Source organism: Photobacterium chitinilyticum, assembly GCF_004104355.1.
Classification (GTDB): domain Bacteria; phylum Pseudomonadota; class Gammaproteobacteria; order Enterobacterales; family Vibrionaceae; genus Photobacterium; species Photobacterium chitinilyticum.
On record NZ_RJLM01000008.1, the window covers coordinates 66,095 to 89,945 of the forward strand.

The 23,851-nt window shown below is 48.3% G+C and carries 20 protein-coding genes and 2 tRNA genes; 3 read left to right on the plus strand and 19 right to left on the minus strand.

Annotated features, from left to right (window positions below):
* Positions 1-16: 16 nt before the first annotated feature.
* The 5 genes from prfC to ubiT all read right to left on the minus strand — a co-directional run bounded on the left by prfC (position 17) and on the right by ubiT (position 3,912).
* Entirely contained in the window at positions 17-1,597 is a 1,581-nt protein-coding gene (gene prfC, locus EDI28_RS17880) for a peptide chain release factor 3 (protein ID WP_128785256.1), read from the minus strand.
* A gap of 305 nt (positions 1,598-1,902) precedes the next feature.
* On the minus strand, positions 1,903-2,349 hold the full coding sequence (gene rimI, locus EDI28_RS17885) for a ribosomal protein S18-alanine N-acetyltransferase (protein ID WP_128785257.1): 447 nt from the start codon (positions 2,347-2,349) through the stop codon (positions 1,903-1,905).
* A complete protein-coding gene (locus tag EDI28_RS17890) occupies positions 2,339-2,740 on the minus strand; it encodes a DNA polymerase III subunit psi (RefSeq protein ID WP_128785258.1) in 402 nt (133 codons plus the stop codon). Before EDI28_RS17890 ends, rimI begins: the two co-directional genes overlap by 11 nt.
* A 157-nt stretch (positions 2,741-2,897) precedes the next feature.
* Positions 2,898-3,401, minus strand: a complete 504-nt coding sequence (locus tag EDI28_RS17895; RefSeq protein WP_128785259.1) for a GNAT family N-acetyltransferase — start codon at positions 3,399-3,401, stop codon at positions 2,898-2,900.
* Complete coding sequence (gene ubiT / locus EDI28_RS17900) at positions 3,391-3,912, minus strand: ubiquinone anaerobic biosynthesis accessory factor UbiT (protein ID WP_128785260.1); 522 nt, start codon at positions 3,910-3,912, stop codon at positions 3,391-3,393. Before ubiT ends, EDI28_RS17895 begins: the two co-directional genes overlap by 11 nt.
* A gap of 206 nt (positions 3,913-4,118) precedes the next feature.
* On the opposite strand from ubiT, the gene EDI28_RS17905 reads away from it, so the two are divergent.
* From EDI28_RS17905 to EDI28_RS17915, 3 genes are all read left to right on the plus strand, one after another.
* Positions 4,119-6,158 carry a sensor domain-containing protein gene (locus tag EDI28_RS17905; RefSeq protein WP_128785261.1) on the plus strand — a complete coding sequence of 680 codons (2,040 nt, stop codon included), beginning with the start codon at positions 4,119-4,121 and terminating at the stop codon, positions 6,156-6,158.
* 145 nt (positions 6,159-6,303) lie between these two features.
* Entirely contained in the window at positions 6,304-7,311 is a 1,008-nt protein-coding gene (ubiU, locus tag EDI28_RS17910) for a ubiquinone anaerobic biosynthesis protein UbiU (RefSeq protein WP_128785262.1), read from the plus strand.
* An 11-nt stretch (positions 7,312-7,322) separates the two neighbouring features.
* The gene (locus tag EDI28_RS17915; protein ID WP_128785263.1) at positions 7,323-8,198 is read left to right on the plus strand and encodes a U32 family peptidase; all 876 of its coding nucleotides are present in this window, start codon (positions 7,323-7,325) and stop codon (positions 8,196-8,198) included.
* 89 nt (positions 8,199-8,287) lie between these two features.
* On the opposite strand, the gene nlpI is transcribed toward EDI28_RS17915, so the two are convergent.
* From nlpI to ftsH, 14 genes are all read right to left on the minus strand, one after another.
* The gene (gene nlpI, locus EDI28_RS17920; RefSeq protein WP_128785264.1) at positions 8,288-9,190 is read right to left on the minus strand and encodes a lipoprotein NlpI; all 903 of its coding nucleotides are present in this window, start codon (positions 9,188-9,190) and stop codon (positions 8,288-8,290) included.
* 157 nt (positions 9,191-9,347) lie between these two features.
* Positions 9,348-11,477 (minus strand): polyribonucleotide nucleotidyltransferase, encoded by a 2,130-nt coding sequence (gene pnp / locus EDI28_RS17925; protein ID WP_199287462.1) that lies wholly within the window; start codon positions 11,475-11,477, stop codon positions 9,348-9,350.
* A 336-nt stretch (positions 11,478-11,813) separates the two neighbouring features.
* A complete protein-coding gene (gene rpsO, locus EDI28_RS17930) occupies positions 11,814-12,083 on the minus strand; it encodes a 30S ribosomal protein S15 (RefSeq protein ID WP_107284024.1) in 270 nt (89 codons plus the stop codon).
* A gap of 299 nt (positions 12,084-12,382) precedes the next feature.
* Positions 12,383-13,327 (minus strand): tRNA pseudouridine(55) synthase TruB, encoded by a 945-nt coding sequence (gene truB / locus EDI28_RS17935; RefSeq protein WP_128785266.1) that lies wholly within the window; start codon positions 13,325-13,327, stop codon positions 12,383-12,385.
* 3 nt (positions 13,328-13,330) lie between these two features.
* Entirely contained in the window at positions 13,331-13,738 is a 408-nt protein-coding gene (gene rbfA / locus EDI28_RS17940) for a 30S ribosome-binding factor RbfA (protein WP_128785267.1), read from the minus strand.
* Positions 13,739-13,857: 119 nt separating this feature from the next.
* On the minus strand, positions 13,858-16,614 hold the full coding sequence (infB, locus tag EDI28_RS17945; protein ID WP_128785268.1) for a translation initiation factor IF-2: 2,757 nt from the start codon (positions 16,612-16,614) through the stop codon (positions 13,858-13,860).
* 25 nt (positions 16,615-16,639) lie between these two features.
* The gene (gene nusA / locus EDI28_RS17950; RefSeq protein ID WP_128785269.1) at positions 16,640-18,127 is read right to left on the minus strand and encodes a transcription termination factor NusA; all 1,488 of its coding nucleotides are present in this window, start codon (positions 18,125-18,127) and stop codon (positions 16,640-16,642) included.
* A gap of 23 nt (positions 18,128-18,150) precedes the next feature.
* Positions 18,151-18,606, minus strand: a complete 456-nt coding sequence (gene rimP, locus EDI28_RS17955; protein ID WP_128785270.1) for a ribosome maturation factor RimP — start codon at positions 18,604-18,606, stop codon at positions 18,151-18,153.
* A gap of 180 nt (positions 18,607-18,786) precedes the next feature.
* Positions 18,787-18,863: transfer RNA gene (locus EDI28_RS17960), tRNA-Met, on the minus strand.
* 56 nt (positions 18,864-18,919) lie between these two features.
* Positions 18,920-19,004 (minus strand) — tRNA-Leu (locus EDI28_RS17965).
* Between the two features lie 11 nt (positions 19,005-19,015).
* Positions 19,016-19,348 carry a preprotein translocase subunit SecG gene (gene secG / locus EDI28_RS17970; RefSeq protein WP_128785271.1) on the minus strand — a complete coding sequence of 111 codons (333 nt, stop codon included), beginning with the start codon at positions 19,346-19,348 and terminating at the stop codon, positions 19,016-19,018.
* A gap of 201 nt (positions 19,349-19,549) precedes the next feature.
* A complete protein-coding gene (gene glmM, locus EDI28_RS17975) occupies positions 19,550-20,887 on the minus strand; it encodes a phosphoglucosamine mutase (protein ID WP_128785272.1) in 1,338 nt (445 codons plus the stop codon).
* 74 nt (positions 20,888-20,961) lie between these two features.
* On the minus strand, positions 20,962-21,795 hold the full coding sequence (gene folP, locus EDI28_RS17980; RefSeq protein ID WP_128785273.1) for a dihydropteroate synthase: 834 nt from the start codon (positions 21,793-21,795) through the stop codon (positions 20,962-20,964).
* Between the two features lie 78 nt (positions 21,796-21,873).
* Positions 21,874-23,823 (minus strand): ATP-dependent zinc metalloprotease FtsH, encoded by a 1,950-nt coding sequence (gene ftsH, locus EDI28_RS17985; RefSeq protein WP_128785274.1) that lies wholly within the window; start codon positions 23,821-23,823, stop codon positions 21,874-21,876.
* Positions 23,824-23,851: the final 28 nt, after the last annotated feature.

A 23,851-nucleotide genomic window follows, 5' to 3' on the forward strand; every position in this document is an offset into this window, starting at 1 on the left:
CCTTTAAATGATTTGATTAGTGTTCGCGGGTCGCACGGAAATCAACGTCCGGGAAGCGCTCTTTGGCCAAGTTCAGGTTTACCATCGTCGGAGCGATATAACTTAGATTATCACCGCCATCCAATGCTAAGTTAGCCTGGCTCTTGCGCTTGAACTCTTCCAGCTTCTTGGTATCACCACACTCAACCCAGCGCGCAGTTGCAACGTTAACGCCTTCGTAGATAGCTTCTACGTTGTACTCAGCTTTCAAACGCGCTACAACCACATCAAACTGAAGTACACCTACAGCACCAACGATCAAGTCGTTGTTTTGCAGCGGACGGAATACCTGTACTGCACCTTCTTCAGATAGCTGAACCAGACCTTTAAGCAGCTGTTTCTGCTTCAGTGGATCTTTCAGACGAATACGACGAAACAGTTCTGGTGCAAAGTTAGGGATACCGGCAAATTTCAGGCTTTCACCTTGGGTAAAAGTGTCACCGATCTGGATCGTACCGTGGTTATGCAAGCCGATAATGTCACCCGCATAAGCCATTTCTGCACGAGTACGGTCACCGGCCATAAAGGTTACCGCATCAGAGATGCTAACATTCTTGCCGGTACGGACATGGTTCATTTTCATGCCCTGATTATACGTACCCGATACGATGCGCATAAAGGCAATACGGTCGCGGTGCTTCGGATCCATATTAGCCTGGATCTTAAATACGAAACCAGAGAACTTCTCTTCCGTTGCTTCAACATCACGCTCGTTTGCCTTGCGCGGCATAGGCGCAGGCGCCCACTTGGTCAGGCCGTCAAGCATATGGTCGACACCGAAGTTACCCAGTGCCGTACCAAAGAAGACCGGTGTGAGTTCACCATTCAGGAAAAGTTCCTGGTCAAACTCGTGCGATGCACCAATAACCAGTTCAAGCTCTTCACGAAGCTGCTCTGCCAATACACCACCAATTGCTTCATCAAGCTCAGAGTTTTCCAGACCTTTAATGATGCGCTGTTCTTGAATCGTGTGCCCCTGGCCCGTGCTGTACAAAATAGACTCGTCACGGTGGATATGATAAACACCCTTAAACTCTTTACCACAACCAATCGGCCATGATACTGGCGCGCATGCCATGTTCAGTTCGGTTTCAACTTCATCCAACAATTCCATCGGATCACGAATATCACGGTCCAATTTGTTCATGAAGGTCACGATAGGTGTATCACGCAGGCGGGTAACTTCCATCAGCTTACGGGTACGATCTTCGACACCTTTCGCGGCGTCGATCACCATCAGGCATGAATCAACCGCGGTTAGCGTACGGTAGGTATCTTCCGAAAAATCTTCGTGTCCCGGGGTATCTAGCAGGTTAACCAGACAATCATTGTACGGGAACTGCATCACCGAGGTGGTTACCGAGATACCACGCTCTTTTTCCATCTCCATCCAGTCTGACTTGGCATGCTGGTTTGAGCCACGGCCTTTAACCGTACCGGCTTTCTGGATCGCGTTTCCGAATAACAATACTTTTTCGGTGATGGTTGTTTTACCCGCATCCGGGTGAGAAATGATCGCAAACGTACGACGTTTGTTCACTTCAGGTAAAAAAGACATAAGCGTTGATAATCCTGTGAGAGATTTCAATAATCGAGCAGCAACTCACTAGCTGTGAGTTGCCCAGCTCCTAATATAAAGACCTAACTAAGTATTTGAATAGAGACCTAACTAGGTTTCATCATCTGCGCTGGCAGAAAACAAAGGGTGATTTCATTTTAGTGAATTACATGTTTGTCTCTATCCTACGCAGCGTTGTCGATGACTATTGGGAGCCTGAAAGATGGCGGAATTATACGCAAACTCCGCAGAAAGAAACAGCAGTAACACTGTGCTGTTTCTGGCACCGGCCTCTGGCTGGGCAGCTACATCACCAGATACGTCATAATCAATGCATCTTCACGGCCGTTTTCCGAGGGGTAATAGCCGACCCGACGATTAATTTCATTAAAGCCGATAGCTTCATATAGCTGAGCTGCACGGGTATTGCTGGCCCTGACTTCTAACCAGATCTCTTCGGCATTCAACGCCGACAGCTGGTCAATAAAGCCTTCAAGTAATAGTTTGCCGTATCCCTTGCCCTGAAAATCAGGATCAATAGCGATATTCAGCAATGTTGCCTCTCCTGCCACATTCTGGCCAAAACAATAGCCGACGATCTTATCATCAACTTGTAAGGCAAAATTAGCGGCAATCTTATTCGGCGCTTTGCGGATCAACGACTCAGCCCATGGAAACGCATGAGCAGCCTGCTCGATACGCCAGACATCATCAAGATGGTGCGGTGCTAGGGAAACAATTTTATGAGTCATAGGAACAAATCTGCTGCCATAAGGCTTTTTTACTGGCTGGGTTAGTATGCATTTGTTTCAGTGATACCGATGTCAGCAATTGGCACCCTGCGGGGTGAGCCACCTGGCAACCAGCCAGCCAGCACCACGTCAAATGATGCTCCCTGATCTGATCCAATGCCTGAGGCGGCAGTAGTAACGCCTGTTCGGGGCTAAGCTTCATGCTCTTCAGGATCCGGCCAAATAACCAACTGTCATGCTCATCCAGCTCATCTGAACAGACAAACAACAGCTGACAACTCTCCGGAAGGTCAATCACAGGTACCTGCATATCAGGAAAAAATGACGGCTTTCTTACCTGCCAGTAAGTCAGGCCCATCTCCTGCAATACCTGTATATCTCTCTGATTCATCGTATTACCATTTTCAACCTGGTGGCATCACTTCGACTGACGATCCTATCAGATCATCATACGAAATAGAGCCACCACAGTCCGAATAATTATCTGGCCCAATAAAAAATACCACCCACAGGTGGTATTTCTTCAATTCAGGCTCAAGCTGCCATCATCACATGTCCGAAAACTCGGAACAATATTCCACCAGCCCTACCGTCTCGGCCAGAGAGCCGGGGATCAGCTCTAACACCATAAACGCTTCATCCGGCACTGGCCAGCTGCAGCGCAGTCCGTGTTCCGATGCTTTGACAAACCCCACTTTGGGATAATAGTCACTATGGCCCAGCACCACTGTAACCGGGTAACCCAGTTCAGCCAAAATGCTCTTAGCCTCTTCCATCAGCGCCAAACCAACACCTTGCCGTTGGTATTCGGGTTTCACTGCCAGCGGTGCCAGCCCCTGCCAGTTAGCATCTTGCCCATCGACCGTCACCGGGCTGAATAGCAAATGGCCAACCACCTCACCTTCGTCGCTGCATGCCACTAAAGATAATGTCCGGTTACCATTTTCACGCAGCTTCATCACCAGCTTCGCTTCCGCCTCGGTGTCAAATACCGCTTTCAGCAAACTGTCGATAGGAAGAATATCCGCCGGTGCTTCGGTTCTAATGAGCATTAATAACCTCTTTATCCGCAACCATATCCTGCATCCCTTTCTGGATGAAGTCTGCTGATTGCTGCAATACAAATTTAACAGGGGCCGGAAGCAGTTCCAGATCGATACTGTCCATCAAGTTTTTCACTTCCAACCCTAACTCGGTATCACCCTCTATGCGAAGGCGACGCTGGAAAAAGAGTGTATCAGGATCTTCCTTACGTGCGGCAATTAATACCAAATCATTGCACTCCCCGCTAAAGCTCACATCTTCCTGTTCAGCATGCTCCGAGACGACCAGCTGCTCATCTTGATAACTGATGTACCACTGCAAGCCAAGATCCCTCACCTCGACCTTTAGCCAGCGATCCTCCAAAAATTCAAAATCGCCATCCTCCAGCGCTTCTTTGAAGACCATCGCCAAACCATCAAGCATCACTTTTTTCTGAATGGCAAACGGGGTCATCTTGGCTGGTACTCGGATCAGAGCCGGACCATACTGCACCATGTGCTTTCGTAGTTGAGCAATCACTGTATTATTATTCCTGTCTCTGTCGTCGCAATTATTGACTGATTGTATGGCAATTGCGGGGGGGCTTTTCATGCCTTGAGTCAAAAAAAACGCTTCTCTGGGCGCAAAGTTTGGAATTACAACATTATCACAGGTTATAGTACGAAACACTTATTTGAACGGCCCCTCTTGCCGGAGCCTAACACATACGGATATATGCACCTTCAATGCCGACTGAGCAACTCAACTACTGGTTCCCGCTGCTAACCGATAACAGTCCTTTTCTGTTTGCAGTACTAGATCCGGACCATAACTATCTGGTCGTCAACAATCGCTATTGTGAAGTTAGCGGGTTGGAGCGCGAAGAATTGGTGGGGCGAAATGATAAGGATATTCTTGGACAGGCATTCTATGACTCACTGAGCCCTTATTACGAGCGAGCATTCAATGGTGAGTCTGTCGAAGGCGAAGTGGTGTTGGACGACAACCGCCACGATACCAGCATACATTTTAGCTTGGCTCCGCTTCGAGATATCGCGGGCAATATCCCCTACATAGTCTTGCACTCCGCCGATACGTCAGAACGCCAGGTACTGGTTAACTCACTGGCCGAACTGGAGCACCAGCTCAATCAGCTCAACGAGCTTATCACCGACGGCAGCTGTCTTATCGAAGGCGAGATCATTATCTCTGCCAACCAAACCGCGGCAGATATGCTGGGCTTTGAGTCTCCGCAGAAACTCATCGGCGAGGAATTAGGGCGGCTATTAATCGATAACAGCAGCCAGCGTATCCTCGGTGACCAAATCAGCCAGCTGGACAGTCGTGAACAGCGACAATGTCAAACCAGCCCACGCTGCAGCACCGACAAGACACTACAGGTCTCATCCTCGGATATCACCCTGCTGGGATCACCGGCAAAACTCATTCTGCTGCAAGACACTTCCGAGCGAATGGTCCAGCAGGGCCAGGTAGAACAGCTTGTCCACACCGATCCGCTGACAGGGCTATATAACCGTCATGGTTTCAGCCGCCGGCTGGAACAGCTGATCAACAACGAAACACCTTTGGTAATGATGTATTTGGATCTTGATAACTTTAAAAATATCAACGATTCCCTTGGGCACCACATTGGTGACAGAGTACTACAGGAAATCTCCCTGCGTCTGCGACGCCTGCTACCGGAAACGGCAATTATCAGCCACCTGAGCGGCGACGAATTTGCCATTATCCTTCAGGAGCCCGAGCACGACCGCAGTGGTGAATTGATATCCCAGCAGCTCATCGCCCTAATCAATCAGCCTTTTGATCTGCACCACTTCAGCAAACACCTGGCCTGCTCGATAGGCATGGTCAACTATCCCGGTGATGGCAACGATGCCCGAATCCTGCTTCAGAATGCCGATACCGCAATGTATGAAGCAAAAAAACGTGGCCGCAACCGGCTAGTCAAGTTCAGCGAAGAAATGAACAAAGAAGCGCGGATGCAGCTATGGCTGGAAATTGAATTGCAAAAAGCACTGCAACATAATGGGCTTGAGGTTTGGTACCAGCCCAAAGTCAGTGCCCGTGACTATGCCATTGACGGCGCAGAAGCCCTGGTACGCTGGAAACATCCGGTAGAAGGCTACATTAGCCCAGCCCAATTTATTCCGGTGGCAGAGCGCTCCGGCATGATAGAACAGCTGGGACAGGTGGTGATGAAAGAGGTTTTCACCACGGTACACAAATGGAAGCAACAAGGTCTGTTAGCCGGGCGGGTTGCCATCAACCTTTCACCGCAGCAGTTTGGCAATCCGAACCTGATCAATTTTGTCGACAAGCTAAAAAAGGCAACCGGGGTAAACCCCAATGACATCACGTTTGAGCTGACAGAAAGTGCGGTGATGAGTGACGGCGAGCATACAATTCAGATGCTTAATGCCATTAAGAAGCAAGGCTTTGCCCTCTCGATTGATGACTTCGGTACAGGGTATTCATCATTGTCATACCTTGCCCGCTTCCCGCTGGACGAACTAAAAATCGACCGGGCGTTTATCAAAGATATTGAAACGATTCCCAAGCAGGTAACACTGATCGAGAATATCATCAACCTCGGTAAAGCTCTGAGTATGAGTATCGTTGCCGAAGGCGTCGAAACCCGCCAGCAGGCTACCTTGCTATCGAACCTCAATTGCGACTATATCCAGGGGTTCCATTTCTACAAACCGCTGCCGAAGAACGAGCTAGATGCCATTTTACTCAAACACCGTCGTCACAAAGATTAAATCAACTACCACTTTGTAGCTATAAAAGATAGTGAAAAAAGTTGTTCTAAATCAACAAAACCTGCCTGATATCAAAACAAGGGGGCACTAAGCCCCCTACTATTTGCCCCATTACTTTTATTCCCACACTGGTAGATATAATAATATGGAGCTACTTTGCCCCGCCGGTAACCTTCCGGCGCTGAAAACTGCCATTGATAACGGTGCGGATGCCGTGTACATCGGTTTTAAAGATGACACCAATGCCCGCCATTTTGCAGGTTTAAACTTTACAGGCAGAAAACTCGAAAGAGCAGTACAGTATGTGAAAGATCACAACCGCAAGCTGCATGTTGCCCTAAACACCTTTGCCCATCCGGACGGTTTTGACCGTTGGAAAAATGCCGTCGACAATGCAGCAGCAATGGGAGTTGACGCCCTGATCGTTGCCGATATTGCGGTACTGGATTACGCGGCAACTCATTACCCGGATCTTGAGCTGCACCTCTCGGTACAGGCTTCGGCAACCAACACGGCAGCGATTGATTTCTATCAGCAGAACTTCAACGTCAAACGTGTGGTACTTCCCCGTGTATTGTCGATCCATCAGGTGAAGCAACTTGCCCGCAATACCGACATGCAGCTGGAAGTTTTTGCATTCGGTAGCCTGTGTATCATGTCAGAAGGCCGCTGCTACCTATCCTCCTATATGACAGGCGAATCACCCAATACCGTGGGCGCCTGCTCACCGGCAAAATATGTTCGCTGGCAGGAAACCCCACAGGGATTGGAGTCTCGCCTCAACGACGTATTGATTGACCGCTATGAAGCAGGTGAGAACGCTGGCTACCCTACCCTGTGCAAAGGCCGTTTTGAAATCGATCTTGAGGGTGAAAGCAAGCGCTACCATGCCTTGGAAGAGCCAACCAGCCTAAACACCTTGGAAATTTTGCCGGAATTATTCAAAGCCAATATTGCCTCGGTGAAAATTGAAGGCCGCCAGCGCAGTCCTGCCTACGTCGAGCAGGTCACCCGTACCTGGCGTGCAGCCATCGATCGCTACCTAGCCAACCCTGAAGGCTACAGTGTCGATCCGGCGTGGAATGCCTGTCTGGGCAATGTTTCCGAAGGCAAGCAAACCACCCTTGGTGCCTACCACCGAAAATGGCAATAAAGGAGAATACTATGAAATACTCACTAGGCCCGCTCCTTTACTTCTGGTCGAAGCCTGATGTCGAAGCCTTCTATCAGCAGGCTAAAGACTCCGATACCGATATTATCTATCTCGGTGAAACAGTATGTTCGAAGCGTCGTGAAATGCGCCCTGCCCATTGGTTTGATATTGCCAAAGACATCTCAGCGACAGGTAAGCAGGTAGTTCTGTCGACGATGGCGCTGCTGGAAGCACCAAGCGAAGTCAATGTAATGAAAAAGTACATTGATAACGGTGATTTCATCATCGAGGCCAATGATGTTTCGGGCATTCAGATGGCACATGAGAAAGGTATTCCGTTTGTCGTGGGCCCGGCAGTCAACTGCTACAACGCCCAGACTCTGAACCTGTTTCTGAAAAAAGGCATGATGCGCTGGTGTATGCCGGTCGAGCTGTCACGGGACTGGCTCCAGAACGTGGTGAACGAATGCGAAAAAATGGGGATTCGTGATCAGTTCGAGACCGAAGTCTTCAGCTATGGTTATCTACCGCTGGCCTACTCGGCGCGTTGCTTTACTGCCCGCGCCGAAGACCGTGCCAAGGACGACTGCGAAACCTGCTGTATTAAGTACCCAAACGGGATCACCGTCAACAGCCAGGAAGAACAGAAAGTCTTTACCCTAAACGGCATCCAGACCCAGTCAGGCTACTGTTACAACCTAATCAACGATCTCAAGAGCATGGCAAACTTAGTCGATGTTGTGCGCCTAAGTCCGCTAGACAGCGATACCCTGTCGCTGGTTGACACGTTCCGCAGCAATGAGCTTGGCGGTACGCTGCACCAACTGGAGGGAGGCCGCCAGTGCAACGGTTATTGGCATAACGTTGCCGGATTGGACATCGTATAACCCGATGGCTTATAAGAACCTAACTGACAATAAAAAGCCGCGTTAATCGCGGCTATTTTATCAGCTATCTTGTTATCGCTAGCTTCTTATCAACTATCGCCGGCAGTGGCTGTCGGTTGCTCAATATTCGCCTCGGCCATCAAACGACTCAGCTCCAGCAGCGAGAAGCGGTGTTCGACAAACTCATAGACATTGCCTGCCAACGCTAATTTGTACAGCATCAGTGCTGATTGGAAATCTTTGTTGTAGTGATACAATTTGCCCATATAGAAATACGCTTCGGTCAGGCGCTGGGCAAGCATGTCATTATCTTCGCTTTCGGTTGTGATCTGGCCGAGGAACTCACTTTCGGTGATCTCTCCCAGATACAGCCGAACAACCTGCCATCCCCAGTCCTGCTTGTCGCTTACGTCATAGCGTCGCTGCAGTTTGTCTTTGGCTGTTTCAGGTTCTTTTTCCAAATCAACTAGGTACAACCAGATTACTCGGTAAGGATCATTAACATTTTGCTGGTAATGGGCAATGAGATCTTCAAGAGCCAGTTCATAGCGCCCGCCATAGTACAAGGCAATTCCCCGATTACGCTGGGCGAAAGGGTGGCGGAGGTTTAACTCGAGAGTTGAGTCAAATGCTTCATAGGCCGCATCAAAGTGAGCGCTCTGGGTAAAATAAACCCCCAGAATATTGAAGACATCAGGTTGATCTGGCTTCAGCGACAGCGACTGGTTGAAATCAAGGCGAGCAAGGTCACGTAATCCGATACTGTCGTGTAACAATCCGCGCTCATAGTAGACCTGAGCCAGGGTATCATCATTAAGATCATTGCGTTTAAGTAACTGATCAATACGTGCCAGCTGGATCTGCTGTTGGATAGTTGGCTGGAAGGGCACCGCCATTGGAGGATGAGTCCAGTTTGACTGAGGGGCTGCCGTACAGCCAGCCAACATTATAATCATCGCAACGCATGCGATTGTTAACCTGTTTGCAATCAATGCAATTCTCCCTGAGGTGATACAGTCTTCTTACTAGCTTATACCATCATTATCAATATGGCGGAGCCCGAGTCTCGCTCGATACTTGCCTAAGTAATTCATGGATATAAAAAAGGGGCTTAAGAGCCCCTTTATAACATGCTTTTTAAAGAAAGACTTAAGCTTCTGGCTTTGCGTCTGCTGCTGGTGCTGGGCTTTGCTCAGCAACGGCTTCTTTCATGCTTAGACGGATACGGCCCTGACGGTCGATCTCAAGTACTTTAACCTGAACTTCCTGACCCATCTGTAGGTGATCGGCAACCTTCTCGATACGCTCCTGAGCGATTTGAGAAATGTGTACCAGACCTTCCTTCGTACCGATAACAGATACAAACGCACCGAAGTCAACGATACGCATAACTTTACCAGTATAGATACGACCTACTTCAACGTCTGCTGTGATTTCTTCGATACGACGGATTGCTTCTTTCGCAGCAGTTCCTTCAGTCGCAGCAATCTTCACAGTACCGTCATCTTCGATTTCAATCGTTGTGCCAGTCTCTTCGGTCAGCGCACGGATAACCGCACCACCTTTACCGATCACATCTTTGATCTTCTCAGGGTTGATCTTCAGAGTGTGGATACGAGGAGCAAACTCAGAGATATCGTCACGGTGAGTACCGATTGCATCGTCCATCACGCTAAGAATGTGCTTACGTGCACCTTTAGCTTGGTTCAGAGCGATCTGCATGATCTCTTTGGTGATACCTTCGATTTTGATATCCATCTGCAGTGCAGTAATACCGTCATCAGTACCGGCTACTTTAAAGTCCATGTCACCTAGGTGATCTTCGTCACCAAGAATGTCTGAAAGAACAACGAAGTCGTCGCCTTCTTTAACAAGACCCATAGCGATACCGGCAACAGATGCTTTGATTGGCACACCCGCATCCATAAGCGCTAGAGAAGTACCACATACTGAAGCCATTGAAGATGAACCGTTAGATTCAGTGATTTCCGATACAACACGTACTGTGTATGGGAATTCGTCAACAGATGGCATTACTGCGGCAATACCACGCTTAGCCAGTTTACCGTGGCCGATTTCACGACGCTTAGGAGAACCAACAAAACCAGTCTCACCTACACAGTATGGAGGGAAGTTGTAGTGTAGAAGGAAGTGATCTTTCTTCTCACCCATGATGCTATCGATGATCTGTGCATCACGCTGTGTACCAAGCGTTGCAGTTACAAGCGCCTGAGTTTCACCACGAGTGAACAAAGAAGAACCGTGTGTACGAGGAAGCACACCAGTACGTACGTCTAGCGCACGAACCATGTCTTTTTCACGGCCGTCGATACGAGGGTTACCCGCAATGATGCGGCTACGTACAACGTTCTTCTCTAGTGAACTTAGCATGCCGCGGATTTCGCGCTCGTCAAGTTCTTCGTTTTCGCCGATAAGCGCTTCAACGACATCGTTCTTAATCGCGCCTACTTGGTCGTAACGCGCCATCTTTTCAGTGATCTGGTACGCGTCAGCTAGACGTGCTTCCGCTTTTTCAGCAACTTGAGCTTTAAGCTCAGTGTTTACTACAGGCGCAGTCCAGTCCCATGCAGGAGTCGCAACTTCAGCTGCAAACTCGTTGATTGCGTTAATAACAACTTGCTGCTGGTCGTGACCGTAAACTACCGCTTGTAGCATTTGCTCTTCAGATAGGCGGTCAGCTTCTGACTCAACCATAAGAACAGCGTCTTGAGTACCAGAAACAACTAGGTCTAGACGGCTTTCCGTAAGCTCAGTATTGCTTGGGTTTAGTACGAATTGATCGTTAATGTAACCAACACGTGCAGCACCGATAGGACCGTTGAACGGTAGGCCTGAAATTGCAAGTGCCGCAGACGTCGCGATCATCGTGATCATGTCTGGGTTTACATCTGGGTTGATAGAAACCACAGTTGCGATAACTTGCACTTCGTTTTTGAATGCATCAGGGAATAGCGGACGGATTGGACGGTCAATCAGACGTGCAGTCAGTGTTTCGCCTTCAGAAGGACGACCTTCACGCTTGAAGAAACCACCAGGGATTTTACCTGCCGCGTATGTACGCTCTTGGTAGTTTACTGTTAGTGGGAAGAAGTCTTGGCCTTCAACAGCCGCTTTCTTACCAACAACAGATACGAATACAGATGTATCGTCCATGCTAGCCATAACAGCAGCAGTTGCTTGACGAGCCATAACACCAGTTTCTAGAGTAACCGTGTGGTTACCGTACTGGAAAGTCTTTACGATAGGATTCACGTGAATTTCCTTAAATTTATTCCGCTTTCTATTTGCGCCGTTAAGTATATCTGACACAAGGAAAAGCGTCATGCAATGAAAGACACTTTACGGTAATTTCACGTATCGCGACTAATGAAAATTCTCACTGGAAGGAAGAACTGTCATTAGCCGCGACCTGAAGGTCGACGAAAACGACTCGTGATATCACGATGTAAAAATGTCGGTGATAGTTCATCAATTTGCTCACTACAGGATCATTCAATCAGCAATGACGGTGCAGGTACGGATGAAACTGTAAGAGAGGGGTATAAATGAACATAAAAAGAAAGGAGCCATAAGGCTCCTTTCTCGAAAGCAATCTTAGCGACGTAGGCCTTGACGCTTGATAAGATCTTGGTAACGATCAAGATTCTTACCTTTAAGGTAATCTAGAAGCTTACGACGGCGAGAAACCATACGTAGCAGACCGCGACGGCTGTGGTGGTCGTGTTTGTGAGCAGCAAAGTGACCTTGAAGGTGGTTGATTTGTGCTGTTAGAAGCGCAACCTGAACTTCAGGTGAACCAGTGTCGTTTTCACATTGTGCGTATTCAGCAACGATTGCTGCTTTAGTTTCTGCATTCAGAGACATAACTCTTCCTAATACTAGATGTTTTAATTTGTGCCGCCAATCTCTGATTCAGCCGGCACCCAAGCCGCGGATTATACTTGGAGCCCATCCTAACAGCAAGGGAAGATTTGCAATAAGCGCAGAGATTAATAAGGACGAGATGCGAGGGAAGAGCCGGGGCTATAGTCCAGCAGGCAGGTAACAAAAAGCGGAATGCTCAAATCAAGCACTCCGCTCTTTTCACAGGACCTTTTTTACAGAACCATAGTGACACTCTTCTCCGCGTCACGGATGCGAAGCGTCACTCGCCTCACGATTCTTTAGTCTTGCTTATTCGCCATCACACGTTTCGGCGCTAGCATACCGTCTTCGTCGATAACACCAACGCCGATAAACTCACGCTGATCGCCCACGGAAATGCGAACCAAAGTACCCGTTTCAGGTACACGGCCGGCTTGAACCGGATTACCGTTAAGGATGTACACCGCCAATGCAGGCAGAATATTCACTTCCGGCAAATCTTGAACCGCACTGTCTGTCGGCAGCAGTAGCGGATCTAGTAATTCGCTTGGTGAGATTTCCTGCTCGTTGGCTTGATCGAGCAACCCCTGCAACTGTTCCAGCGTCACGACACGTTCCATCGGAAAGTTAGAAACCCCAGTACGGCGCAAGTAAGTAACGTGCGCGCCACAACCAAGCATTTCGCCTAGATCATCAACAATGGTACGGATATAAGTACCTTTCGATACATGCAGTTCCATTTCGACTTCATTGTTGTCAAAGCGGATAAGGTCGACAGAGAACACCGTAATTTTACGAGACTCGCGCGGAACCTCAATCCCTTCACGGGCATATTCATACAGCTTGCGGCCCTGGTACTTCAACGCTGAGTACATCGACGGAATTTGATCCGTTGTACCGCGGAACTTGGCAATACAACGCTCAAGTTGACCACTATCCACTTTCACTTCGCGCGTTTCGACGACTTCTCCGTCGGAGTCCGACGTATCGGTACGTTCACCCAATTTGGCGATGACACGGTAGCGCTTGTCTGAATCAAGCAGAAACTGAGAAAACTTCGTCGCTTCACCAAAGCAGATAGGCAACATGCCGGTCGCCAATGGATCTAACGCACCAGTATGACCCGCCTTTTGTGCAAAGAAGATACGCTTTACTTTCTGCAGTGCATCGTTTGAGGAAATACTCGTTGGCTTGTCGAGTAAAATCACTCCATCAATTGGACGCCCCTTACGACGACGTGCCATGACTTATTCCTCGCCTTTGTCTGAAGAAGTATCATCTTCGTCGACACGACGCTCTTCGTCATCACGAACTGCGTTAGAAACAAGGTTAGAAATACGCATACCTTCAGTTAGAGACTTATCAAAGATAAACGTAAGTTCAGGTGTTACACGCAAGCGGATTTGCTTACCCAGCAGTGAGCGAATGTACGGTGCCATCTCACGCAATACTTCAAGGCTGCCTTCAGGCGTTTGCTCACCAATCGTTAAAAAAGTAACGTAGACTTTTGCGTATCCCATATCACGAGAGACTTCAACACTTGAGATGGTTGTCATGCCCACTCGCGGGTCTTTTAGTTCACGTTGCAAGATAACAGCCAGTTCTTTTTGTAGCTGCTGTGCAACGCGTTGAGTTCGACTGAATTCTTTTGCCATTTTATTTATCTCTCTTAAAGAAGAGAGCTCTTAAAGAGTAAGGCTCTCTTGACAGAATGGGGAGCCGAAGCTCCCCATTGGATTATTTATTTTATCTAGAAAAGCAACAACCTAGGCAATTAGTCCAGAGTACGTTGAATCTCAACGATTTCATAAACTTCAATCTGGTCACCAACGCGAACATCATTGTAGTTCTTAACGCCGATACCACATTCGTAGCCGTTCTTAACTTCAGGCACGTCATCTTTGAAGCGACGTAGTGATTCTAGCTCACCTTCGTAGATAACAACATTATCACGTAGAACACGGATAGGGTTGCTACGCTTAATGGTACCTTCGGTAACCATACAACCAGCGATAGCGCCAATCTTAGGTGACTTGAACACATCACGTACTTCAGCAAGGCCGATGATTTCCTGACGGAATTCAGGTGCAAGCATGCCGCCCATTGCCGCTTTTACTTCATCAATCAGCTGATAGATGATTGAGTAGTAGCGTAGATCTAGGTTTTCATTCTCAACCATACGACGAGCCGGAACATCAGCACGAACGTTGAAACCAAGAATAATAGCGTTAGATGCCGCAGCAAGTACTGCATCAGTTTCGGTAATACCACCAACACCAGAACCAACAACGTTCACTTTAACTTCATCTGTAGACAGTTTCAGTAGTGAATCAGCAATCGCTTCGATAGAACCCTGTACGTCAGCTTTCAGTACTACGTTCAACTCTGCAACGTCACCTGCGGTCATGTTAGAGAACATGTTTTCAAGTTTCGCTTTCTGCTGGCGTGCTAGTTTAACATCACGGAATTTACCCTGACGGTAAAGTGCAACTTCACGTGCCTTACGCTCATCACGTACAACTGTTGCTTCGTCACCTGATGCAGGAACGCCTGAAAGGCCTAGGATCTCTACCGGAATAGAAGGACCCGCAGACTCGATGTCTTGACCTAGCTCATCGCGCATTGCACGAACACGACCATGCTCTAGACCACAAAGAACGATATCGCCCTTGCGTAACGTACCAGACTGAACGAGAACAGTTGCAACCGGACCACGACCTTTATCAAGGCGAGATTCAACAACAACACCGCTTGCCATACCTTCTTTAACTGCAGTCAGTTCAAGAATTTCAGACTGAAGCAAAATAGCTTCTAGCAGACCGTCAATGTTAGTTCCTTGTTTCGCAGAGATGTGAACGAACATGTTCTCACCGCCCCACTCTTCAGGAATAACATCGTACTGAGCCAGCTCGTTCTTAACGTTGTCTGGGTTAGCGTCTTCTTTATCGATCTTGTTCACAGCAACAATTAGAGGTACACCGGCCGCTTTCGCGTGCTGAATAGCTTCAATTGTTTGTGGCATCACGCCATCATCTGCTGCGACAACCAGTACAACGATATCTGTCGCTTGAGCACCACGAGCACGCATTGCGGTAAACGCGGCGTGTCCAGGAGTATCAAGGAAAGTGATCATACCGTTGCCAGTTTCCACATGGTATGCACCAATATGCTGGGTGATACCACCGGCTTCGCCTGAAGCTACGTGCGCTTTACGGATGTAATCAAGCGTTGATGTTTTACCATGGTCAACGTGGCCCATGATAGTTACAACAGGTGCACGAGATTCAGTAATTGCATTCTCGTCACGATCAGACATGAGCGCTTCTTCAAGTTCATTCTCTTTACGAAGAATAACTTTGTGGCCCATTTCTTCAGCAACTAGCTGTGCGGTTTCTTGGTCGATAACCTGGTTAATGGTAACCATTGCGCCCATTTTCATCATCGCTTTGATGATTTCGGTCGCTTTCACTGACATTTTGTTTGCCAGTTCAGAAACAACAATGGTTTCACCAATAACAACATCAGATTTAGCAACTGTTGCGGTCTTATCAAAGCCATGCTGCATTGATGATGGTGCGTTAACCTGTGGCTTTCTCTTACCGCCACGGCCACGCTGGTTACGTCCGCCACGACCTTTATTGCGGTCATCAGCCTTCGCTGCAGGTTTTTTCTTCTTACGACGACCACCTTCTTCTTTGCGGTCCTGCTCATCTTCCGCAGCGCGGGCATGAGTTGACGTCGTAACGTGGTAATCTGTTTTTTCCATACTGGCTGTAGCCTGTTCAGGTTTTGACCAGTTCTTTTCGTTTTGTTCTGCCATTTTGCGTGCCTCTTCTAGCTGGCGCTGACTCTCTTCTTCGGCTTTACGCTTGGCTTCCTCTTCCCGGCGACGTTGTAGCGCCTCAGCATCATTTTTAGCCTGTTGGTCAGCGACGGCGCGTTTAGCTTTTTCTTCAACTAAGCGCTTGTCCTTAGCATCACGATCCGGCTTATCCTCAGCGTCACGTTTAGCCTTGTGTTCTTGTTTAGCTTTTTCTTCAGCTAAACGCTCATCTTCAGCTAAACGTTTTGCTGCTTCTTCAGCTTCACGTTTTGCCTGCTGTTCCGCTTGACTCTTAGCAACATCATCTGCTGCACGTTTAGCGGCTTCTTCAGTTTCACGCTGAGCAATATCTTCTGCTTGGCGCTTTGCTTCTTCTGCTAAGCGCTGCTCTTCTTCAAGCGCAGAACGTTTAACGTAGGTGCGCTTTTTGCGCACCTCTACCTGAACACTTTTATTCTTGCCGCCAGAACCCGATACACTCAGTGTGCTACGAGTCTTGCGCTGCAGAGTAAGGCGTGTAGGAGCCTCGCCAGTACTGCTGTCGCCACCATGTTCTTTCTTTAGGTGGGATAGCAAAGACTGTTTTTCCTGTTGGCTTACGCTTTCTCCAGCTTTCTTGCTGATACCAGCATCGGCAAACTGTTGAAGCAAACGATCAATCGGAGTACCAATTTCCTCGGCTAATGCTTTAACTGTAACCTCTGACATGCTGCTCCTCCCTTGCTTTTAAAATTTACGCTTCGTCGCTGAACCAGCAAATATTACGCGCAGCCATAATCAGCTCGCCCGCTTTAGCTTCGTCCATGCCTTCGATGTCGGTCAGGTCATCTGTACCCTGATCCGCCAGATCTTCAAGCGTGCTAATACCTTTCGCAGCCAGTTTGAACGCCATTTCGCGCTCAAGACCGTCAAGGCCAAGCAGGTCATCAGCAGGTTCTACACCTTCAAAAGACTCTTCTTGAGCAAGAGCAAGCGTTGTCAACGCTTCTTTAGCACGGTTACGAAGTTCGTCGACCATGTCTTCATCAAGACCGTCAACGCTCATTAGCTCGTTAACTGGTACGTAAGCGATTTCTTCAAGTGTGGTGAAACCTTCTTCAACCAGTACAGTTGCGAAGTCTTCATCAAGATCAAGATGCTTAGTGAACACCTCAATAGATTCCTGTGCTTCTTCCTGATGTTTTTTCTGTAGATCCTCTACAGTCATTACATTCAGTTCCCAGCCTGTTAGCTGAGAGGCCAGACGCACGTTCTGACCACTACGGCCGATTGCCTGAGCAAGGTTATCCTTCTCGACAGCAATGTCCATAGTATGGTTGTCTTCATCAACGATGATTGAGCTAACTTCAGCTGGTGCCATCGCATTGATTACATATTGTGCTGAGTTCTCGTCCCAAAGCACAATATCGATGCGCTCGCCGCCAAGCTCGCCAGAAACAGCCTGAACACGTGCGCCACGCATACCAACACACGCACCAACTGGGTCGATACGCTTATCGTTAGTTTTCACTGCAATTTTTGCACGAGAGCCCGGATCGCGAGCCGCACCCATCAGTTCAATCAGCTCTTCGCCAATTTCAGGCACTTCGATACGGAACAGCTCAGTTAGCATCTCAGCCTTAGAGCGTGTCATGAACAACTGGAAACCACGCGCTTCAGGGCGTACTGCGTAAAGCAGGCCTCGAACACGGTCTCCCGGACGGAAGTTTTCGCGCGGTAGCTGATCATCACGCTGGATAACCGCTTCAGCATTATTGCCCAGGTCAATGATAACAGCGTCACGGTTTACTTTTTTGACAACACCAGTGATTAACTCACCCTCGTTGTCAATAAACTGCTCTACAATTTGAGCGCGCTCAGCTTCACGGACTTTCTGTACGATAACCTGCTTCGCAGTCTGGGTCGTGATACGGTCGAACGTTACAGACTCGATATCATCTTCCACGTAATCGTCAAGCTCGATAGTTTCATCTTCGAACTTAGCCGCTTCCAAGGTAATTTCAAGGGTCGGCTGAGTCACTTCCTCTACTGCTTTCCAGCGACGGAACGTTTCGAACTCACCGGTTTTGCGGTCGATAGCAACACGAACCTCAATCTCTGCTTCGTGTTTTTTCTTCGTCGCCGTTGCTAGTGCGATCTCAAGAGCTTCGAAGATACGCTCACGAGGAACAGCTTTTTCGTTGGATACCGCTTCAACGACAGCCAAAATTTCTTTGTTCATTTCTAATGCCCCAATTTTAGCGGTTAGAATTTTGGAACCAGGTTGGCCTTGGAAATATTGCTCAGCGCAAAACTTTCTTCATTGCCATCAACTTTTACAGTGACTAGCTCGCCTTCGACAGCAATGATGTCACCTTTCCACTTACGGCGATTATCCATCGCCATTTTCAATACCAAGCTGACCTCGTGGCCAATAAATTGCTGGTAATGTGCAGCTTTGAATAGCGGCCTTTCAAGACCAGGGGAAGATACCTCCAGGTTGTAAGCCACAGTAATTGGATCTTCTACATCCATTACCGCACTAATTTGGCGGCTAGCCTCGGCACAATCATCCACAAAAATACCGTTTTCATGGTCTATGAAAACACGCAGTGTTGAATGCGCACCTGCACGGATAAATTCCAAACCGACTAATTCATACCCTAAAGCCGTTACTGGCGCTTCAAGCAATTCGGTTAGTTGCATCTCTAAAGCTGTCAAAACAACCCCCTGGAAACAAAAAAAGGGCACAAAAGCCCAGTAGATACCTGAATGGTCATTTTTCAGATAATAAAAAACCCCGAATTACGGGGTTTTTTATCACTGGACCCTGATTGCCACGACACTTGGTCATGGCAGAAAAACAAACGTCCTTAATAGGATAGTCGCTTTTCCGGAAAGTGGTTGCGGGGGCCGGATTTGAACCGACGACCTTCGGGTTATGAGCCCGACGAGCTACCAAGCTGCTCCACCCCGCGTCCGTAATCTGAGCCGATTATATCGCCCAGAAGTTACTCATTCAAGTAACAAATAATGGTGCCGAGAAGGGGACTTGAACCCCTACACCTTGCGGCACTAGCACCTCATGCTAGCGTGTCTACCAATTTCACCATCTCGGCTAAATCTTTAATTACTGAGGAATGTCACTATTTACTGGTGCATTCTCAGTTTTTTCTACAACTTGCTCAGTCGCTGGAGCACTTAGCTCATCCCAGCCACTGGTTTCCTTTGCTTGCTTAGCACTGATATTGCCAAGAACAAGACTGATTACAAAGAAAACTGTTGCACAAACTGCAGTCATTCGGGTCAGAAAATTTCCAGAGCCGCTCGCGCCGAACAGGGTTCCTGATGCGCCAGCCCCAAATGAAGCTCCCATATCTGCGCCTTTACCTTGCTGAACCAAAACCAGGCCAATAACACCAAGCGCAGCCAACAGATAAATCACAAGTAGAATTTCGTACATGGGTTCCACCTATGGTTAAATTGTTGTGCCGGCTTTGCTCAAGCAGTGCCAGCGCACCCCCTTCAATCAAGGAGCGAGTGAATACTAGCGAAAGCCTAAACCTGTGACAAGTAAAATTTCACCAAAAAGCTATAACAGTGAATTACTTGACCAAGTTTTAAACAAAGCCGACAATAAAGTCACCGTTCCCGGTGCACCCAGTTAGCAGTTATCTTTAACCGCCTGAGCAATAGCCAGTGCAGATTCTTGTACTAAATCAGCATCTTCACCTTCAACCATCACGCGAATCAAAGGTTCTGTACCTGATTTGCGCAATAATACACGGCCACTATCACCCAGTTTAGCTTCAACAGCTGCCTGTGCAGACAATACCGCATCCGATTCCAGCGGATTGGATTCACCGGCAAAACGAACATTCTCCAGAACCTGCGGGAACATGGTCATCCCGTCAGACAGTTCCTTCAGTGACATCTTGCTACCAACAATCGACGCCATGACTTGCAGGCCAGCAACAATACCGTCACCCGTGGTCACTTTATCAAGCATGATCACATGGCCGGAGTTCTCGGCACCTATCAGCCAATTGTGCTTTTTCAACTCTTCCATAACATAACGGTCACCGACTTTGGCACGAACGAACGGGATGCCTAGGTTCTTTAGGGCAACTTCCATACCTAGGTTCGTCATCAGTGTACCGACCACACCACCTTTCAATTCTCCGCGTCGAAGAGCATCGCGGGCGATGATATAAGCAATCTGATCACCGTCAACTTTGTTGCCTTCCTCGTCAACCATGATCACGCGGTCACCATCACCGTCAAGGGCGATACCAAAGTGGGCTTTTTCTTCTAATACCTTAGCCTGAAGTAGAGCAACATCTGTCGCTCCGACTTTGTCATTGATATTAATACCATTTGGCTCGCAACCAATCGTAATCACATCTGCACCAAGCTCTTTGAAGACATTAGGGGCAATGTGGTACGTTGCACCGTGTGCGCAGTCAACCACAATCTTATAACCCGCAAGGCTAAGCTCTGACGGGAATGTTCCTTTACAGAACTCAATGTAACGACCTGCAGCATCCGCAATACGGTGCGCCTTACCCAGCATCGCCGATTCCACGCAGGTCAACGGTTTTTCCATCTCGGCTTCAATCGCGAACTCAATGTCATCCGGCAGTTTCGTACCTTCAGATGAGAAGAATTTGATGCCATTGTCGTAATACGGGTTATGCGAAGCTGAGATCACGATTCCAGCTTCAGCACGAAAAGTTCGTGTCAGGTATGCTACTGCTGGTGTTGGCATTGGTCCAGTAAATGCGGCCTGCAGACCAGCAGCAGCCAAGCCAGCTTCCAGTGCCGATTCCAGCATATAACCAGAAATACGGGTATCTTTACCAATGATAACTTTTTTGGTGCCCTGCTTAGACAGTACACGACCAGCCGCCCAGCCCAGTTTCAATACAAAGTCCGGGGTGATTGGAGCCTGTCCAACCAACCCACGAATACCATCGGTACCAAAGAACTTACGTTCAGCCATTTTCAGCTCCTAGCAATTATTAATTTTTTTCCTGCCGTATCACAAAAGAAGCAATCACCTAAAGGTTTTGGTTATTACTTCGTTTGGGATAACGTCATTTGACACACTTTCAAGACATCAACGGTTTCTTGTGCATCATGAACGCGAATAATCTGAGCGCCTTTCATCGCGGCAATCGCTGCACACGCCAGGCTTCCAGCCATACATTCAGCAGGCTTTTTATCAAGTAACTTAAATATCATTGATTTACGCGACATACCAACCAGCAAGGGTAAACCAAATTGGTGAAACTTATCCAAATGGGCGAGCAACTGATAGTTATGCTCCAAGGTTTTACCAAACCCATAGCCGGGATCCAGCACAAGCTGTTCGCGACGGATACCAGCCTGTTCACAGGCTGAAATACGCTCCGCAAGAAAATCGCTGATATCAGTGATCAAATCTTCATATGTCGGCTGGGACTGCATTGTACGCGGTTGGCCTTGCATATGCATTAAACAAATAGGCACCCCCGCTTGTGCTGCCGCCATCAGCGCACCGGGCTCTTGCAAGGCTCGGACATCATTGATCAAATCAGCGCCAGCTGCGACAGCCTCGGTCATCACCAGTGCTTTGCTGGTATCAATAGAAATCCAGCAATCGAATCGTTGACGAATAGCCTCTATCACCGGCACCACGCGGTCAATTTCATCACCAGAATCCACATCCGCGGCCCCTGGGCGAGTTGACTCGCCACCGATATCAATAATGCTTGTTCCGGCAGCAAGCATCGACTCGACATGGTATAACGCATTGTCAAGACGGTTGAACTTTCCCCCGTCGGAAAATGAATCAGGGGTAACGTTGAGGATCCCCATCACATGGGAACGAGAGAGATCGAGTGTTTTATCTTTGCTGGTCAGAATCATTGCTATATCCATTTATTACAAACCACGAGATAAAAAAAACCCCGAGCCAGCTCGGGGTTTCATTTTCAAGAACAACAATTACGCTTGTGGCTTGTCGTCTTCTTTATCTTCTGTCTTCGGCGCTTCTGCACTATCCGACTCAGCTTTTTCTTCAGCAGGCGCTTCAGCCTTCTCTGCATCAGAAGCCTTCATTGTATCGCCTTCGTCTGTCCAGCCTTTCGGTGCACGAATTTCAGCTTTACGGTCCATCAGATCATCTATCTGGCCAGCATCGATTGTCTCATACTTCATCAATGCTTCTTTCATAGCATGCATGATATCCATATTCTGACTCAGAATTTCACGCGCTCGCTCGTAGTTACGATCAACCAGCGCACGAACTTCAGTATCGATGGCACGAGCTGTTTCGTCAGACATATGTTTCGTCTGTGTCACAGAGCGGCCAAGGAACACTTCACCTTCGTCTTCTGCGTACAGCAGCGGACCTAGCTTGTCGGAGAAGCCCCACTGGGTCACCATCTTACGTGCAATGTCAGTTGCCCGTTCGATATCATTCGACGCCCCTGTCGACACTTTATCTACACCGTAGATAAGCTCTTCAGCCAAACGACCGCCATAAAGGCTAGAAATCATTGATTCCAGGAATTCACGCGAGTGGCTGACACGGTCTTGCTCTGGCAAGTACATTGTCACACCCAACGCACGACCTCGAGGAATGATCGATACCTTGTAGACAGGGTCATGATCCGGAACCAAACGACCGATGATCGCGTGACCCGCTTCATGATATGCCGTCGACTCTTTCTGCTCATCCGTCATCACCATGGATTTGCGCTCGGCACCCATCATGATTTTATCTTTAGCCAGCTCGAATTCCACCATGGTAACCGTACGCTTGTTACCGCGTGCAGCAAACAAGGCGGCTTCGTTTACCAAGTTAGCCAAGTCGGCCCCCGAGAAGCCAGGAGTACCACGTGCGATCAATGACGGTTTCACGTCACCATCTAGCGGGACTTTTCGCATATGAACTTTCAGGATCTGTTCACGTCCGCGAACATCCGGTAGGCCAACTACGACCTGACGGTCAAAGCGACCAGGACGGAGCAACGCTGGGTCCAGTACGTCTGGGCGGTTCGTTGCAGCAATAACGATAATGCCTTCATTACCTTCGAAACCGTCCATTTCAACCAACATCTGGTTAAGTGTCTGCTCACGTTCATCGTGACCACCACCAACACCAGCACCACGCTGACGGCCGACGGCATCAATTTCATCAATGAAGATAATACAAGGTGCCGCTTTCTTTGCCTGCTCAAACATGTCACGGACACGGGATGCACCCACACCGACAAACATTTCTACGAAGTCAGAACCAGAAATCGTGAAGAACGGCACTTTCGCTTCACCTGCGATGGCTTTTGCCAGCAAGGTTTTACCCGTACCAGGAGGACCCACCAGCAAGATACCCGTTGGGATCTTACCACCCAACTTCTGAAAGCGGCTCGGATCACGCAGGTAATCCACCAGCTCCTTCACGTCTTCTTTCGCTTCGTCACAACCTGCAACGTCGCTAAAAGTCGTTTTGATCTGATCTTCACTCATCATACGCGCTTTAGATTTACCGAACGACATGGCACCTTTGCCACCGCCGCCCTGCATCTGGCGCATAAAGAATATCCAAACACCAATCAGAAGGAGCATAGGGAACCATGAAATGAAGATTGAAGCCAGCAGGCTTGGTTCTTCAGGTGGTGTACCCATCACCTTTACATTAGCGTTAATGAGGTCGTCTAATAGCTTTTGGTCGTTGTAGACAGGCAGATAAGTGACGTATCGCGTGTTATCACGTTTATATACCGTGATTTCACGATCATTGAATCGCGCTTCCCTTATCTGATCCTGACCGATTTCACGGACAAAGGTTGTATAGTCGACTTGACGGCCAGCACTATCACCGGGACCGAAGCTCTGAAATACAGACATCAGAACCACAGCGATGACCAACCACAAAATCAAGTTTTTTGCCATGTCACTCAAGGTGTTAACCTCGCGATAA

What these genes read in the sequence shown, in the direction of transcription:
- nusA (WP_128785269.1), bottom strand. Translation starts at nt 18,127, where the DNA reads ATGAACAAAGAAATTTTGGCTGTCGTTGAAGCGGTATCCAACGAAAAA.
- secG (WP_128785271.1), bottom strand. Translation starts at nt 19,348, where the DNA reads ATGTACGAAATTCTACTTGTGATTTATCTGTTGGCTGCGCTTGGTGTT.
- rpsO (WP_107284024.1), bottom strand. Translation starts at nt 12,083, where the DNA reads ATGTCTCTGAATGCAGAAACTAAAGCAGCAATCGTTGCTGAATACGCA.
- ftsH (WP_128785274.1), bottom strand. Translation starts at nt 23,823, where the DNA reads ATGGCAAAAAACTTGATTTTGTGGTTGGTCATCGCTGTGGTTCTGATG.
- EDI28_RS17895 (WP_128785259.1), bottom strand. Translation starts at nt 3,401, where the DNA reads ATGCTCATTAGAACCGAAGCACCGGCGGATATTCTTCCTATCGACAGT.
- EDI28_RS17905 (WP_128785261.1), top strand. Translation starts at nt 4,119, where the DNA reads ATGCCGACTGAGCAACTCAACTACTGGTTCCCGCTGCTAACCGATAAC.
- EDI28_RS17915 (WP_128785263.1), top strand. Translation starts at nt 7,323, where the DNA reads ATGAAATACTCACTAGGCCCGCTCCTTTACTTCTGGTCGAAGCCTGAT.
- infB (WP_128785268.1), bottom strand. Translation starts at nt 16,614, where the DNA reads ATGTCAGAGGTTACAGTTAAAGCATTAGCCGAGGAAATTGGTACTCCG.
- rimI (WP_128785257.1), bottom strand. Translation starts at nt 2,349, where the DNA reads ATGACTCATAAAATTGTTTCCCTAGCACCGCACCATCTTGATGATGTC.
- glmM (WP_128785272.1), bottom strand. Translation starts at nt 20,887, where the DNA reads ATGGCTGAACGTAAGTTCTTTGGTACCGATGGTATTCGTGGGTTGGTT.
- folP (WP_128785273.1), bottom strand. Translation starts at nt 21,795, where the DNA reads ATGATTCTGACCAGCAAAGATAAAACACTCGATCTCTCTCGTTCCCAT.
- EDI28_RS17890 (WP_128785258.1), bottom strand. Translation starts at nt 2,740, where the DNA reads ATGAATCAGAGAGATATACAGGTATTGCAGGAGATGGGCCTGACTTAC.
- rbfA (WP_128785267.1), bottom strand. Translation starts at nt 13,738, where the DNA reads ATGGCAAAAGAATTCAGTCGAACTCAACGCGTTGCACAGCAGCTACAA.
- truB (WP_128785266.1), bottom strand. Translation starts at nt 13,327, where the DNA reads ATGGCACGTCGTCGTAAGGGGCGTCCAATTGATGGAGTGATTTTACTC.
- prfC (WP_128785256.1), bottom strand. Translation starts at nt 1,597, where the DNA reads ATGTCTTTTTTACCTGAAGTGAACAAACGTCGTACGTTTGCGATCATT.
- ubiU (WP_128785262.1), top strand. Translation starts at nt 6,304, where the DNA reads ATGGAGCTACTTTGCCCCGCCGGTAACCTTCCGGCGCTGAAAACTGCC.